General features: G+C 33.8%; 14 protein-coding genes. 2 read left to right on the top strand and 12 right to left on the bottom strand.

Translation table 11 applies throughout. From position 1 onward, the window contains the following. Positions 1–89 precede the first annotated feature (89 nt). Positions 90–449 carry a DUF3139 domain-containing protein gene (locus tag LIX58_RS07185; RefSeq protein ID WP_154838450.1) on the bottom strand — a complete coding sequence of 120 codons (360 nt, stop codon included), beginning with the start codon at positions 447–449 and terminating at the stop codon, positions 90–92. Between the two features lie 280 nt (positions 450–729). On the opposite strand from LIX58_RS07185, the gene LIX58_RS07180 reads away from it, so the two are divergent. Then, positions 730–1,173, top strand: coding sequence for a MarR family winged helix-turn-helix transcriptional regulator (locus LIX58_RS07180; RefSeq protein ID WP_154838451.1), 444 nt, complete (start codon positions 730–732; stop codon positions 1,171–1,173). A 230-nt stretch (positions 1,174–1,403) separates the two neighbouring features. Beyond that, positions 1,404–1,820, top strand: coding sequence for an Hsp20/alpha crystallin family protein (locus LIX58_RS07175; RefSeq protein ID WP_154838452.1), 417 nt, complete (start codon positions 1,404–1,406; stop codon positions 1,818–1,820). A gap of 72 nt (positions 1,821–1,892) precedes the next feature. On the opposite strand, the gene LIX58_RS07170 is transcribed toward LIX58_RS07175, so the two are convergent. The 11 genes from LIX58_RS07170 to nirB form a co-directional block, all read right to left on the bottom strand. Further along, on the bottom strand, positions 1,893–3,068 hold the full coding sequence (locus LIX58_RS07170) for a nitrate/nitrite transporter (RefSeq protein ID WP_154837141.1): 1,176 nt from the start codon (positions 3,066–3,068) through the stop codon (positions 1,893–1,895). 261 nt (positions 3,069–3,329) lie between these two features. Beyond that, positions 3,330–3,983 (bottom strand): nitrate respiration regulation response regulator NreC, encoded by a 654-nt coding sequence (gene nreC / locus LIX58_RS07165; protein ID WP_103366357.1) that lies wholly within the window; start codon positions 3,981–3,983, stop codon positions 3,330–3,332. A 21-nt stretch (positions 3,984–4,004) separates the two neighbouring features. Beyond that, entirely contained in the window at positions 4,005–5,027 is a 1,023-nt protein-coding gene (gene nreB, locus LIX58_RS07160; RefSeq protein ID WP_154837143.1) for a nitrate respiration regulation sensor histidine kinase NreB, read from the bottom strand. A gap of 9 nt (positions 5,028–5,036) precedes the next feature. After that, positions 5,037–5,486 (bottom strand): nitrate respiration regulation accessory nitrate sensor NreA, encoded by a 450-nt coding sequence (nreA, locus tag LIX58_RS07155; protein ID WP_154837145.1) that lies wholly within the window; start codon positions 5,484–5,486, stop codon positions 5,037–5,039. Between the two features lie 20 nt (positions 5,487–5,506). Continuing rightward, a complete protein-coding gene (gene narI / locus LIX58_RS07150) occupies positions 5,507–6,190 on the bottom strand; it encodes a respiratory nitrate reductase subunit gamma (protein WP_226386217.1) in 684 nt (227 codons plus the stop codon). Further along, complete coding sequence (gene narJ, locus LIX58_RS07145) at positions 6,183–6,758, bottom strand: nitrate reductase molybdenum cofactor assembly chaperone (RefSeq protein ID WP_413470805.1); 576 nt, start codon at positions 6,756–6,758, stop codon at positions 6,183–6,185. The genes narI and narJ overlap by 8 nt, the downstream gene beginning before the upstream one ends. Continuing rightward, the gene (gene narH, locus LIX58_RS07140) at positions 6,751–8,304 is read right to left on the bottom strand and encodes a nitrate reductase subunit beta (protein ID WP_226386215.1); all 1,554 of its coding nucleotides are present in this window, start codon (positions 8,302–8,304) and stop codon (positions 6,751–6,753) included. Before narH ends, narJ begins: the two co-directional genes overlap by 8 nt. Continuing rightward, complete coding sequence (locus LIX58_RS07135; RefSeq protein WP_226386214.1) at positions 8,294–11,977, bottom strand: nitrate reductase subunit alpha; 3,684 nt, start codon at positions 11,975–11,977, stop codon at positions 8,294–8,296. The genes narH and LIX58_RS07135 overlap by 11 nt, the downstream gene beginning before the upstream one ends. A 250-nt stretch (positions 11,978–12,227) precedes the next feature. Beyond that, positions 12,228–13,172, bottom strand: coding sequence for a uroporphyrinogen-III C-methyltransferase (gene cobA, locus LIX58_RS07130; protein WP_154837152.1), 945 nt, complete (start codon positions 13,170–13,172; stop codon positions 12,228–12,230). Continuing rightward, positions 13,163–13,477: a nitrite reductase small subunit NirD gene (gene nirD / locus LIX58_RS07125; RefSeq protein ID WP_126565604.1), complete on the bottom strand. Its 315-nt coding sequence runs from the start codon at positions 13,475–13,477 to the stop codon at positions 13,163–13,165. The genes cobA and nirD overlap by 10 nt, the downstream gene beginning before the upstream one ends. 3 nt (positions 13,478–13,480) lie before the next feature. Then, the gene (nirB, locus tag LIX58_RS07120) at positions 13,481–15,892 is read right to left on the bottom strand and encodes a nitrite reductase large subunit NirB (protein WP_154837154.1); all 2,412 of its coding nucleotides are present in this window, start codon (positions 15,890–15,892) and stop codon (positions 13,481–13,483) included. Positions 15,893–15,908: the final 16 nt, after the last annotated feature.

Genomic DNA, 15,908 nt, shown 5'->3' with positions numbered 1-15,908 from the left:
ATTTGATTTAGCCAAAATTATTAATTTAAATATAAAAAAGCTGTACATAGACTACTCCACTGAGTCTAAATACAGCTCAAATCTTAATATTAAGGTTTAAAATTCTGATTAAAGTAATTATATTTGGTACCTTTAATACTTTTTTTAGTTTCAGTATCAAATCCTTCTGAAAAAATACCTTTACGTGTACCAATAGGTTGAATAACATAAGTTAAGTTTGGCTCATCTTTAAAAACTACTTCTTTATAATAGACGCCCTTTTTAGCACTGTATAATGTTTTTTCCGATTTCACTTTATCTGTAAGATGCTTTTGTTCTAAATAACTATCAACTAATTTTATATTTCTGTGGCCTTGATATGTCTTCATACCAAAGAAAAATGCGATAGCTACAACTAAAGAAATAGCAAATATAATTACTACTCTTATAATTATTTGCTTTTTACTCATTTTGAAACTCCTTCTAATCTGCCTATCCCAAAAGTATATTTTTTATTATTTAAATTATTATGAATGAAATAACAATATTTTTAAAGCCTTTGCATATTTTTGTAACAAAATTTACTTAAATATATCTCTAATTCAAAATAAATCAACACTTTTTTATTATTTGTAGACGTATTTTTGATGTATTTTCAAAACTCTTGAAAACTCTGTAAAATACTATGGCAACAGTCTTGACATTAGTTTTAGTTCATACTATCTTTAAATAAGTTAAGGGGGGATAAATATGTATGTAAAGGACAGCTATTTAAGTAAACAATTATGTTTTTTATTATATGTAACTTCAAAAGAAGTTATTAAAAAGTATACTTACTATTTAAAAGAACATGATTTAACATATACAAGTTTTATGGTTGTTATGGCTATTGAAGATGATGAAAAAATAAATATAAAATCGCTTGGCCAACGCGTCTTTTTAGATTCTGGAACTCTTACACCTCTCTTAAAAAAATTAGAGAAGAAGGGCTATGTTGTACGTATGCGTGAAAAAGAAGATGAACGCAATTTACAAATTTCTTTAACTGAAAATGGTAAAAAGATTAAGCCCGTATTAGAATCTATTTCAGAACAAGTATTTGAAGACTTCAATTTTACTAAGGAAGAAGATGATGAACTTGTTCATAGATTACGACACGTCATTACTAACAATTTCGATAATGCACCAGAATAAATAATAATACATGACAAAAGCATACATCTTATATTTTCATTTTTATCTATATAAAAGACTTTATACATAATTTGCTAACTTTTGTCATGTTCTTTTCCAATCCACATTTTTACATACTACTTAATTAATTGCTTTTACTTTACGTAAGAATTTACTCTCTTTATAATGAAGTTGAAAATTTCCACTAAATAGTTATGATTTTAACTTTCATTTAAAGGAGAGAATATATAATGAATAACAGAGAATTCTTTGAGCAATCTATTTTTAAAAACAATCCTAAAGACGTATTTCGCGATTTAGGTGAGCAAGTATTTAATCAATTCTCATCAAAGACTTTCCCAACAAATATTTATAATCAATCTAGTCAATATATCCTAGAAGCTGAGTTACCAGGTGTTAATAAATCAGAGATTGAGTTGACTTATGAACATTCAACTTTAACTATCAAAGCACAAAAACATGTTTCTGATCAAACTGGTAAAGTTCAACTTAGCGAACGCGCTAACGGTGAACTTGTAAGACACTTTGATTTTGATGATATCGATAAAACACAAATTAAAGCAAGTTATAATAATGGTATTTTAGTGGTTATTCTACCTAAAGAAGCTACAGACGAAGATAATACTACTAAAATTACTATTGATTAGTAACATTTAAAATCAAATTTAATTAAAAAAAACGTAGGATTCATTTTCATCAATGTTTCCTACGTTTTTTTATTATTTTGAGGTCATTAAAGAGCTTTTATATTCTTTTATATATAAATGCCCCATTGTAATGAAGGCTAAAACGCCAAAAATTGCTAATAGAATAAATGCTAAATGGCTAGAACCTGTTAAGTTCGATACATATGTGATTACTAGTGGTGGGAAGAAACCTCCTAAACCACCCATCATTGAAACGATGCCATTAGCAGCTCCAGCTTCTTTTGCAAAATAAGAAGGAACTAATTTAAATACTAAGCCATTTCCTAAACCAGCGCATATACTAATAGTTAAACAACCTATTGTAAATAATGCGATATGATCAGATATACCTAATATAATTGCACCTATTATCATCACTATGAAATCAAACATTAATACTTTCACCGCATTAAATTTATCACCTAAGACGCCTCCAAGTGGTCTTAAAAACGTTGCTAAAGCAATAAATACGCCTGATCTAATGCCAGCATCAACTTTATCGATACCGAAATTATGTACTAAGTAGTTAGGTAAGAATAGACCAAACGCTACGAATGCACCGAAAGTGATAAAGTACCATAAACTTAAGTAATATAATTTATAATTTGAAGATAACTTTTTAATCTGCGACATTAGTGGCACTTTAACTTTAGGCTCTTTACTGTCACCTAAGATAAACATTAAAACCGCAAATATTGCAATGATAATTAAGTAACTTCTAACTGTGGTTTGCCAACCAATAATTCCTGCTATTGGTGGTGCTAAGAAAGAAGATACTGCCGTTCCTACATTCCCTACTCCATAGATACCATTAGCTAAGCCGACTTTATCTTTTGAAAAGTATTTAGGAACTGATGTTACACCAACAGAGAATACTGCTCCTCCAACGCCTAAAAAGAATCCTGCTAACATTAACATTCCAGGTGTTTGAGCTTGTCCTAATAAAAAGATTGGAAATAATAATACTATAAAACTACAAAAGAAGACCCATTTTGCCCCAACAATATTAGTTAAATATCCAAATGGAACTCGTAAAATAGAACCTAAAATGACTGGAATAGCTAGAATAATTGATAGCTGTTCTGGAGACACTTTAATATCTTGAGAAATATACGGCATTAGTGGAGAAATAATACTCCAAGCCATAAATCCCACTACAAGACTCAACGTTTGTAATGTAAGTTGAAAACCACCCTTATTTTTATTCATTTTTTCACCTTCACTATTTCTTTTTTCTTTATCAGTAATTGTTATATAAAAGAGGTCAAAAATTATATTTCAATCACATTACTGATTACACATTAATTTTAGTGAATTTGTGAAAAAATGAACATAAGGATTTTCCCTTATACTTATAAGGAATCCCCCTATATTTCCTTACTTATTTTTACATAAAAATATGCCATGAAGATTTATCAAATTATCGATTTTCTTCATGGCTATTTAACAGTTTCAATATTATATTTTAAATTAAAACTCTAATAATTTTTTCTTCAATGCGTACTCTACTAATTCTGGTTTAGACTTTAATCCTAATTTAGTCATAATATGTGTTTTGTGTGCTTCAACCGTTTTAACCGAAACAAACAATTTTTCCGCGATATCTTTATTACCATAACCTTTTGCAATTAATGGTAATATTTCTAGTTCACGTTTAGAAAGTATTTTAAAAGGATCATTCGTAGACGCCTCGTCTATATTTGTATGATTTACAAATTCATTGACCAACGATGTGGTTAATTTCATATCTACATATGTTTCACCTTTATATACTGTGCGTACTGCTAGTAATAACTGTTCATCTGGTGAATTTTTTAAAATATATCCTTTTGCCCCATTGCGAAGTACATGAAATAAATATTCTTCATCATCATACATTGTTAATATTAATATTTTGGTTTCAGGAAAACTTTCTGCAATTTTACTTGTCGCAATCAATCCAGATTCACCTGGTGGCATGCTTAAGTCCATAATAAGAACATCAGGTTTGTATTCCATCACTTTTTGATAGGCCTCTACTCCATCAGCAGCAGTCGCAACAACTTCCATGTCTTCCTGGAAATTTAATATCATTGAAAACCCAGTTCTAACAACTGCATGGTCATCTGCAATTATAATTCTCAATTCAAAATCCCCTTACGTACTCTAAAGTGGTATTTCTAATGTAATAATAGTCCCTTTTCCAATGTGTGTTTCAATATCCACTTTCCCTTTAACAAGTTCAGCTCTTTCATTCATCCCATATAATCCTAAGCCAGTCCCTTGTGGCTGTGAATTAGGATTAAATCCTGCTCCTCTGTCTACAATTTCGGCTATTAAATTATGCTCAGTTTGTTGTACTGAAACATCAACTGAATTGACACCAGCATATTTTAAAGCATTGAAAATAGCTTCTTGTACAACACGGTAAACGACAGTTTCTATTTCACTATTAAATCGATGATCTTTAATATTCGATTGATAAATAATTTCTAAGCCATAGTTTTCTTCAAATTGTTTAAAATACGATTTAAATGCCGCTTCCAATCCTAAATCATCTAAAGATGATGGTCTTAATTCTACAGATAAATTACGAATATCATTGATTAAATGAGACATCAAGCTTTCTATATGTTCTGATTTTTCTATAAGTTGTGACATCTCTTGTTGATATTTCAACAATCGTAATTCAACATCAATATTAAGCATTTCTTGAACTACGCTATCATGTAATTCCCTAGAAATTCGCTTTCTTTCATTCTCTTGGGCAGATATTGTTTTACGTAACATCTGACGTTGATACATCTTTTCTTGACGTTCAATTTGAGGTGAAATATCTTGTAACGTAAATGCATAAATTTGTTCATCTTCATCAATACATTGATAAGCAGCTGTAAAAGGTTGTACTTTATTATTCACTGTCTTCATAAACACTTGAAAGTTCTTATCATTAGGTGTTGAAGTACCTAAATAACAATTAATACAACTTTGTAAAGCAAATTCATTAGAATATCCTTCACAACGTCTACATATTGCATCCGTCATGACGCTATAATTATTTTCAATTGAAATAATTTCTTTTGCGGCTTCATTCATCGCAATCACTTTGCCCTCATTATTGATAAAGACAATTTTTTCATAATACTTTTTGAGTAAACGTTCGATAGTATTCTCTTGAATATTTAGCACTTTGATCACCTACATTTCTTCAGTAAATGCCCATAATTTGCCACTAATATTTAAATTATGATTATCAGGAAGTGGTTTTTCGTCACGTTGTCCTAATAATAACACTCCGCATACTTGTTGTTTGTGACATAGAGGTATCGCAATCACTGCTGTCAATTCTTCACTAACTAAGATAGGATATTTAATTTTCTCTCCAGGTGTCAAAGTCTCGGAAACTTGTGACATTACCATACGTTTCGCCGTTTTCATCACCATGCCAGCTAATCCACGACCTTTTCTCAAAATAATTAATTTATAACGATCATTTAAACTTCCAGATACATAACGCCATTTAATAGGGGAAGAAGTGGATGAATATTCATATAATGCCACCCCTGCAAAATCATATCCTTCCTCTATTCTTAAACGATTTAATTCGTCTTGAAAAGCCTCTTCTTGAATCAAAGGTTCAATGGGCACTTGCGTATCTCCTTTCATCATCATGAGCGTGTTTTATGTCTGCGGTAAATGATATATCTTCTATTCGTATAGGATAAAGGCACGCTCCACACATGTACTAATCGCGTAAATGGCCAACAAGCTAAAATCGTAAATCCAAGTAAAATATGAATCTTAAATGATAGCGGTACGTCAGTCATTAAACTCGCATTAGGTGAAAATGTGAAGAGATGTCTAAACCAAATAGAAATCGTTTGACGATAATCAAAATTACTTACCATCGCATTCGTCACTAAAGTTGAATAACAACCCATGAAAATAATTAATATTAATAAAAAGTTCACAAAAATATCTGAAGCTGAACTTAATCTTCGAACATTTTTGATAGTAATACGTCTTGCTGTTAAAAGTAACATACCAATAAATGTCATTATACCAAAGATACTACCGATATAAACAGCGCCGAAGTGATACATCTCTTCACTTACACCTAAGCCATCTATCCATTTAGCTGGAATAGCTAAACCTACCACGTGGCCAAAGAATACTGGAATGATACCTAAATGAAATAATAAACTTCCCCATTTAAGTTGTTTCTTCTCAATCAATTCACTTGATTTAGCTGTCCATGAGAATTGATCATATTTATAACGTGCAATATGCCCTACTACAAAAATAGCTACACATAGATATGGAAAGATAATCCATAAAAATTGATTAAGCATGAGACGTCACCTCACTTGGAATATTTAAACATGCTTTAAGTGTATTGCGCAGTGCACGAATCACGTATGCATATGGGTTATTATCTTGTGCCAATTGATTCGCCATTTCATACGTACCATCTTCAATAATCATAATGACGAGTTCAATATTTCCTTCAGCACGTGGATCATTTTGCCATTGTGCTACATGTAAAAATTGCAACATTAAAGGTAGATAATCTGATAACTCATTACTAGCCATCTCTAATCCAAACATTTCATATAAGACTTTCAATTTAGCCAACATTTGACCACGTTCTTTTTGCGTATCAAACTTGTTGTAAGTCATATAAAGCGGCGTTTTTTTATTAAAATCAAATGTATCTGTATAAATTGCTTTAATTTCTGATAACGAGAATTGATGCATAATTTCACGGTATTTTACTAAGTCTTCATAGCCTGGATGAGATTCATCAATTGTTTCGTTGAAAGTCTTTGGATGAAACGTCAGTTTTTCAGGAAAATTCAATTGTTGCGCAATGTAACCGAAACTTTCTTGATAATATAGAAATTGTTGTAAATTAATCACGGAAGATACCTCCATAGAAATTATCATTATAAATTTCTTGTCCTGTTTTTCCTGAACCTACTGCTACGCCACAACCTTCACAATTATCTCCGAAGTATTCTCCGCCATATCCTTGGCTGCCTTGTGCATGATACGTATCTAAATACGTTTCTTTATGAGATGTTGGAATGACGAAACGATCTTCATATTTTGCTAAACCTAATAAACGATACATTTCTTGAATTTGAATTTCTGACAAACCAAGTCGTTCAAGTTTATAACTATCATATTCTCTACCAGTGATTTGAGAACGCATATAACTTCTCATCATAGCCATTTTTTGAAGTGCTTCTTTAACAGGTTGTACATCACCTGCTGTGAATAAATTAGCTAAATACTCGATTGGTAAGCGCATTTCCTCAATCGCTGGGAAAATCATATCAGGATTTTGGCCAGCATTTTTCCCTTCAAAATAACTCATGATAGGACTAAGTGGTGGACAATACCAAACCATAGGCATTGTTCTATACTCTGGATGTAATGGGAATGCAATTTTATATTCAATTGCTAATTTATACACTGGTGAGTTTTGTGCTGCTTCAATCCATTCATAACTAATGCCATCTTTTTCAGCTTGTTCAATTACTTCTTCATCAAATGGGTTTAAGAATATATCTAATTGTTTTTCATATAAATCTTGTTCATTTTCAGCAGATGCAGCTTCATGTACTCTATCAGCATCATATAAAAGTACACCTAAGTATCTCATTCTACCTACACATGTTTCTGAACATACTGTAGGTAAACCTGCTTCAATTCTTGGGAAACAGAATGTACATTTCTCTGCTTTATTAGTCTTCCAGTTGAAGTAAACTTTTTTATAAGGGCAACCTGTCATACAGTAGCGCCAACCACGACAAGCATCTTGGTCCACTAAAACAATACCATCTTCATCACGTTTGTACATTGCACCTGAAGGACATGAAGCGACGCAACTAGGATTTAAACAATGTTCACATAAACGAGGTAAATACATCATAAATGTTTCATCGAATTGGAATTTAATATCTTCTTCGATTTTTTGAATATTAGGATCTTCTGGACCTGTGATATGCGCACCTGCTAAATCGTCTTCCCAGTTAGGACCCCATTCAAGATCCAATTTATCACCTGAGATGATTGAATGTGCTTTGGCTACCGGTGAATGTTTACCTTCTTTCGCAGTTGTTAAATGTTCATAGTTATATGTCCATGGTTCATAATAATCTTTAATAAGAGGCATATCAGGGTTATAAAAGATTTTACCTAAAGCAATTTTTGATAAACGACTCCCCGTTTTAAGTTCTAATTTTCCTTTTTTATTTAAGATCCATCCACCTTTATAATGTTCTTGGTCTTCCCATCGTTTTGGATATCCTACACCTGGTTTAGTTTCTACGTTGTTAAACCACATGTATTCTGCACCTGGACGGTTAGTCCAAGTGTTTTTACATGTTACGCTGCAAGTGTGGCAACCTATGCATTTATCTAAATTTAACACCATTGCAATCTGCGCTTTAATCTTCAAGCCAATTTACCTCCTTCATTTTTCTTACGGCTACATAAACATCTCTTTGATTTCCAATTGGACCATAGTAGTTAAAGTGATAACTAATTTGTGCATAACCACCTACAAGTTGTGTAGGTTTTAAGTGAATTCTTGTTGGTGCATTGTGTGAACCACCACGTGTATCAGTAATTTCTGATCCTGGTGTTTCAATATGTTTATCTTGTGCATGGTACATAAACATTGTGCCTTTAGGCATACGATGTGAGGTTACGGCTCTAGCAGTTACTACGCCATTACGGTTATAAACTTCTAGCCAATCATTATCATTGATGCCATGTTCTTCAACATCTTCATTTGATAACCACACTACTGGGCCACCTCTAAATAATGTCAACATACGTTCATTGTCTTGGTATGTTGAGTGAATATTCCATTTACCATGTGGTGTAAGGTAACGTAATACTAGAGCATCTTGTCCACCTTTCACTTTCTTATCTCTTGCTCCAAAGACCATAGGTGGCAATGTTGGTTTATATACCGGTAAACTTTCTCCAAATTGTTGGAAGACTTCATGATCGATGTAATAACTTTGTCTACCTGTTAATGTTCTAAATGGTACTAAACGTTCAATATTTGTTGTAAATGGAGAATATCGACGACCATTTTTATTTGAACCTGGAAATACAGCGGTTGGTATGACTTCACGTGGTTGAGATGTAATATTTAAGAATGAAATCTTTTCTGACGCACGTTCTTTAGAAATATCTTTTAATTCCATACCTGTTTGATTTTCTAAATCTTCATAAGATTTTTGTGATAATTTACCGTTCGTTGCTGATGAAATATTTAGTATTGCATCAGCTACTTTACGTGCAGTATCAATACGTGGACGATTATTTCTCACTGAGTTTTCATCTTCATCGTTCCATGTACCTACCATACTTTTCAGTTCATTGTATTCATCTTTGACTTCATAACTTACGCCATGTGCACCCACTTTTGCTTTTTCAAGTAAAGGTCCTAAAGTGACGTATTTATCATAAATTTTTGTATAATCACGCTCTACAATTGAGAAGTTTGGCATTGTTTTTCCTGGAATAGCTTCGACTTCACCTTTAGACCAATCTTTGACAATACCATATTCTGAGCCAAGTTCTTGTTTAGAGTCATGACCTAGTGGTGATGTCACAACATCTTTAAATGTGCCTGGTAAATAATCTTTAGCCATTTCAGAAACTGCTTTACTTAATGTTTTATAAATATCCCAGTCTGAACGTGATTCCCATAATGGATCGATTGCTGGATTGAAGGGATGCACAAATGGATGCATATCTGTTGATGATAAATCGTGTTTTTCATACCACGTCGCAGCCGGCAACACAATATCTGAATAAAGCGGTGTTGCTGTCATACGGAAATCTAATGATACGAGTAAATCTAATTTCCCTACTGTCTCTTCGCGCCATTTAATTTCTTCTGGTTTATCTTCTTCATTAGGTTCAGCCATTAAACCTGAACGTGTACCTAATAAATGTTTCATGAAGTATTCTTGACCTTTAGCTGAACTTGAAATGAGATTTGATCTCCATACAAACAATGTTTTAGGATGATTTTTTCTTAAATCAGGATCTTCAACTGCAAATTGAGTTTCTTTATTCTTAACAGAGTCAATTGCTCTTTTTAAAATTGCTTCATTAGAATCATCACCCGCGTCTTTAGCTTCTTCACCAAATAATAAGCTGTTTTTATTGAATTGTGGATATGAAGGTAACCATCCTAATCTAGCAGCTGTAACATTGTAATCAGCTGGATGTTGATGCTTAATATTTTGAGCTAATGGTGATTTTAATTTATCAACATTTGATTCTTCATATTTCCATTGGTCTGTTGCGAAGTAGAACCAACTTGTACCATTTTGTAAACGTGGTGGACCTTGCCAATCTTTGGCGAAAGCGACAGTATTCCAACCTTCAATAGGGCGACATTTCTCTTGTCCAACATAGTGCGCCCAACCGCCACCATTAACACCTTGGTAACCATATAATAGAACTAAGTTTAAAACGGCACGGTAAATCGTATCCGAATTGAACCAGTGGTTAATACCAGCACCCATGATAATCATTGAGCGTCCTTTAGTATCAATAGCGTTCTGTGCAAATTCCCTTGCTACTTGTGTGATTAATTCTGGTTTAATACCTGTCACACTTTCTTGCCAAGCTGGTGTATATTTAGATTCTTTATCATCATATGATTTTGCTTCTAATTCGTGATTGAAGCGTTTAATCCCATATTGGCTTGTCATTAAATCGTAGACTGTCGCTACATATACTTCTTTACCGTCTGCTAATGTTACTTTTCTTGTAGCAATCGGTCTTTCAAAGATGCCATCTCCTTTACTATCAAAGAATGGGAATTGAATTATTTTAAGTTCATAATCTTCCTCAGCCATTGACATTGCAGGATTTATTTTAGTGCCATCTTCTGTTTCTAATTTCAAATTCCATTTTTTGCCTTCTTCCCAACGTTGGCCCATTGTGCCATTTGGTACGACAAATTGATGGCTAATCGTGTCATGGATAACTGGTTTCCATTCACTATTGTCACTTTCCATTCCTAAGTCACTGGCACGTAAGAATCTTCCTGCTTTATAACCATTTTCATCTTCATCCAACATAATCACGAATGGCATATCTGAATATTGTTTAGAATAATTGATAAACATTTCACTTGGGTGATCTTCATAAAATTCTTGTAAGATAACGTGTGTCATGGCTTGTGCTACCGCAGCATCCGTTCCAGGATTTGGTGCTAACCAGTTATCTGCAAATTTAACGTTCTCTGCGTAGTCAGGTGCTACTGAAACAACTTTAGTTCCTTTGTATCTTACTTCTGTCATAAAATGAGCATCCGGTGTACGTGTTAATGGTACGTTAGAACCCCACATAATAATATAAGAAGCGTTGTACCAGTCACTTGATTCAGGCACATCTGTTTGTTCACCCCAAATTTGTGGAGATGCAGGAGGCAAGTCAGCATACCAGTCATAGAAACTAAGCATTTCACCACCTAGTAAATTAATGAATCTTGCCCCTGCTGCATAACTGATCATCGACATAGCTGGTATTGGTGTAAATCCAGCGATTCTATCTGGACCATCTTTTTTAATTGTATATAAGATTTGAGCAGCAATAATGTCCGTAACGTCTTTCCAATTAGAGCGTACATGACCACCCATACCACGTGCTTCTTTATATGCTTTAGCTTTATCTTCATCTTCAACAATTGAAGCCCAAGCCGCAATACGGTTACCATTATTTTCTTCTAAAGCTGTCGTCCATAATTCTAATAATTTACCTCTAATATATGGATATTTAACACGTAACGGGCTATATTCATACCATGAAAATGAGGCACCACGTGGACATCCACGAGGTTCAAATTCAGGCATATCTGGCCCACAACTAGGATAATCAATTTGTTGATTTTCCCATGTGATGACGTCGTTTTTAACAAAGACTTTCCATGAACATGAGCCTGTACAGTTCACACCATGTGTCGTTCTAACGACTTTGTCATGACTCCATCTTTCACGATACATTTTTTCCCATTCTCTACTTTTGCTTTCAAGTACTGACCAATTACCATTAAATTTTTCAGTTGGTTTAAAAAAATTTAATCCAAATTTTCCCATTTATATAAATCCTCCTACCGACCAAGGTATTTAGCTTGTTACGTTATATGTTAATTACTTATTAATTCAAGTTGATTGTACATTTTTTCACAAAGTAAATATATTAGGGAAATACCTATTTCATATAGAAGAATCCCTAAAAAAGACATGCAACGTCGATACATTTTCTATAAATAAAAAATAGTCATACAGAAGTGATAAATGATCACTGTTCTGTATGACTATGAATTAAGATATAAAGCTGAAATGCTTAATATGTCGTTTCGATAAATTTAAAATGATGTTTGTCTATTATACTTTGATATAACCATTGTTGTGATTTATGGTAACTATCATCATATGCGAGTAGACAATGTTTCCCCTTTTCCGAAAGGTCTTCAGCAGTTAACAATGCTTCATCTTTCGAACCATTAATGATATATAATGTTTCATCGTGTTGTGCTTCACTTTGTTCCACTTTGTCTTTATCAATATATTCAACCATCGCGCCAAGAATACAAATACCTGGTTCACTTTCTAAATTGAGCTGTTGTAACTGCGCTTCAATCGTACTAAGTTTGCCAATGATGACCTTCTGGTTATAGCAAGTCGCATTAAAGACAATCGCAATTGAATAATCTTCGTTGGTATAGACAGTAATTTGTCTAATAATATGATTCAGTCGTTTAATACCCATATAGATAGCTAATGTACCACCATTAATGAGATTGCGAATATCTGTTTCACGATTAATAGAATCTTTAAAATAACCGGTTGAGAACGTCACGCTTGGCGCAATACTTCGCATGGTTAGACCTATTTCCATGTTAGCTACGGCTGCGCTTGCTGACGTTACACCTGGAACGATTTCATACGAGATACCATGCGCTTTCAAAGTATCAATTTCTTCAGTGACGCGTCCAAAAATAGCTGGATCTCCACCTTTTAAACGAACAACGATACGATGTCTTTTCGTCGCTTCAACAATCTTTAAATTGATTTCTTCTTGTTGTATGTGTTTCGCATATGGCTTTTTACCGACATCTATCACTTCAGTTGAAGGTGATGCATACTGAATAATTAATGGATTGACGAGACGATCATAAAGTATCACATCTGCTTTACGAAGGATGCGCTCAGCTTTTTTAGTTAACAGATTAGGGTTACCTGGACCTGCCCCGATTAAATAGACTTTCGGTTCTGCATTTAAAGACATACGTAGACGTCTCCGTCATGTACTTCAACTTTATATGTTTCTACGCAACCTGTATCAGGTTCTTGAACCTCTCCGTTTCTCAAATCAATCTTTTGATCATGAAGAGGACAGTACACAAACTCGCCACTCACTGTCCCTTCTGATAAAGGTCCTTGCTTATGTGGACAGATATTATTGATAGCGTGGATTTCCCCACTCTCTGTTAGGAAAATGCCAATTTGTTTATCCTCAACGATGACTTTTTTCCCGATTAATGGCGTTAATTCTTCTAGTGTAGTCACTTTTACTTTTTCCATTGCTTTCATCCTTTACACCTTCTCAACTTCAAAGATTTTTTGTGCATCTTTATTTTCAACGATAGCTGACCAAGGTTCGCCATGACCATCAATTGCTTTTTTAGCATCCATAATTCTATCGAATAATTCTTTTTGTCGTTCTGGATCAAGTAAGACTTCTTTAACATTGTCAAAGCCTAAACGGTTAAGCCATGGTGCAGTTCTTTCAGCATAAATACCAGTTTCTCTATAATACTGCATTAAAGCGCCGCATAATTGAATTACTTCATCTTCTGTTTCAAAAGTAGTTAAAAGTTTACCTACTGTTACATCAGTACCACCGTTACCTCCAATATAAATTTGGTAACCATTTTCTACAGAAATAACACCGAAATCTTTAACACCTGATTCTACACAACTACGTGGGCAACCTGACACGCCCATTTTAAATTTATGAGGGGTATCGATATATTCAAATGTTTTTTCTAAGCGAATACCTAAACGTGTAGTATATTGGGTACCAAATCGACAGAATTCTTTACCTACACAACTTTTAACTGAACGTGTTTTCTTACCGTAAGCTGAAGCAGAACGCATGCCTAAGTCTGCCCATACTTTAGGCAGTTCTTCTTTTTTCAATCCATATAAACCAACACGTTGTGAGCCTGTCACTTTTACTAAAGGTACGTTATATTTTTTAGCTACTTCGCCTAATCGAATCAATTGATCCGCATCTGTCACACCCCCACGCATTTGTGGAATAACTGAGAATGTACCATCGTTTTGAATATTGGCATGGTATCGTTCATTCGCAAAGCGTGATTCTCTTTCATCTTGATGATCATGAGGGTAAACCATATTTAAATAATAGTTGATTGCTGGACGACATTTTGGACAACCATTTTTATCTTTAAAATCAAGGACGTGACGTACTTCTTTAGATGTTTTAAGTCCTTTAGCTCTGATTTGAGTAACAATTTGATCGCGTGTTAAATCGGTACAAGCACAAATACCTGTAGGTTTCGCTGCAACAAAGTCATCACCTAATGTACATTTTAAAAGTTCACCGATTTGACCTTTACATTTACCACAAGAATTACCTGCTTTCGTCGCCTTAGTCACTTCGTCAACAGATGTTAATCCTTTAGTAGTAATCGCATTAACAATGGTTCCTTTATCGACACCATTACAACCACATATTGTTTCATCATCAGCCATATCAGCAATTGAAGTTGTTGCCTCTTCGCCCTCTTTATGAAGTAAAGAGACTAACGTATAATCTTCTAAAGATTCGTGTTTCTTCATCATGCTGTAAAATCTTGAACCATCATCAGTATCACCGTATAATACTGCGCCGACTACTTCTCCGTTGCTTAAATATACTTTTTTATAAATATTATCTACGCTATTAAAGATTTCGATACCTTGGACATCTTCATTTTCAACAATTTGACCCGCACTAAATAAATCACAGCCAGAGACTTTTAATGAAGTAAATGTAGTAGAACCTTTATAACCTTCTGTCTCTTTACCAGTTAAAAAGTCTGCAAGCACTTTACCTTGCTCATATAGTGGTGCTACTAAACCATATACTTTACCAGCATGTTCCGCACACTCACCTACAGCATAAATGTTTGGATCAGATGTTTGTAAATAATCATTTACGACAATTCCTCTATTCACTTCTAATCCTGCTGATTTTGCAACGTTAGTGAATGGACGAATACCAACCGCCATGACTACTAAATCCGTTTTAATCACGCGACCATCAGCTAATTTAATCGCTTCAACATCTTCATTACCAATGATTTCTTTCGAATTTGCTTGTAATTCAATATTCATACCTTGACGCTCTAAATCTGCTTTTAGCATTTCGCCGGCTTTACGATCAAGTTGCATTTCCATTAACCATTCCGCTAAATGTAAAACAGTGACATCCATGCCTTGGTCCATTAAACCACGTGCACATTCTAAACCGAGTAAGCCACCACCGATAACAACTGCACGTTTTTTAGTTTTAGCTATTTCAATCATACGTTCAGTATCTTCAATTGTGCGCCATCCGATAACACTAGGTAAATCTGAACCTGGGATAGGTAATACAAACGCGCTTGAACCTGTCGCAAAAATGCAAATATCATATTGAACTTCTACACCCTTAGAAGTTGTCACAGTTTGATTTGCTTTATCAACTGCTTCTACCGGGTCGTCCACAATTAATCGAATATTATTTTCCTCATACCATTCATAAGGATTCATAATGGTTTCTTCGACTGTCATTTTCTTTTGTAAAATGTTAGACAACATAATTCTGTTATAGTTTGGATAAGGTTCTTTGCCGATGATTGTAATATCAAACATTGAGTCTGAGCGTTCTAATATTTCTTCTATTGTTCTAAGGCCTGCCATACCATTACCAATCATTACAAGCTTTTGTTTAGTCATAAAATATGCCCCTTTT

It is taken from the genome of Staphylococcus sp. Marseille-Q1834, assembly GCF_916858875.1.
GTDB lineage: Bacteria > Bacillota > Bacilli > Staphylococcales > Staphylococcaceae > Staphylococcus > Staphylococcus pragensis.
Note: the sequence above shows the minus strand (reverse complement) of the source record. Positions and strands in the feature narration are given on the sequence as shown.

Excerpts from the sequence above, each read along its gene's own strand:
- LIX58_RS07185 (WP_154838450.1), bottom strand. The coding sequence starts at position 449 with ATGAGTAAAAAGCAAATAATTATAAGAGTAGTAATTATATTTGCTATT.
- LIX58_RS07180 (WP_154838451.1), top strand. The coding sequence starts at position 730 with ATGTATGTAAAGGACAGCTATTTAAGTAAACAATTATGTTTTTTATTA.
- LIX58_RS07175 (WP_154838452.1), top strand. The coding sequence starts at position 1,404 with ATGAATAACAGAGAATTCTTTGAGCAATCTATTTTTAAAAACAATCCT.
- LIX58_RS07170 (WP_154837141.1), bottom strand. The coding sequence starts at position 3,068 with ATGAATAAAAATAAGGGTGGTTTTCAACTTACATTACAAACGTTGAGT.
- narI (WP_226386217.1), bottom strand. The coding sequence starts at position 6,190 with ATGCTTAATCAATTTTTATGGATTATCTTTCCATATCTATGTGTAGCT.
- LIX58_RS07135 (WP_226386214.1), bottom strand. The coding sequence starts at position 11,977 with ATGGGAAAATTTGGATTAAATTTTTTTAAACCAACTGAAAAATTTAAT.
- cobA (WP_154837152.1), bottom strand. The coding sequence starts at position 13,172 with ATGTCTTTAAATGCAGAACCGAAAGTCTATTTAATCGGGGCAGGTCCA.
- nirD (WP_126565604.1), bottom strand. The coding sequence starts at position 13,477 with ATGAAAGCAATGGAAAAAGTAAAAGTGACTACACTAGAAGAATTAACG.
- nirB (WP_154837154.1), bottom strand. The coding sequence starts at position 15,892 with ATGACTAAACAAAAGCTTGTAATGATTGGTAATGGTATGGCAGGCCTT.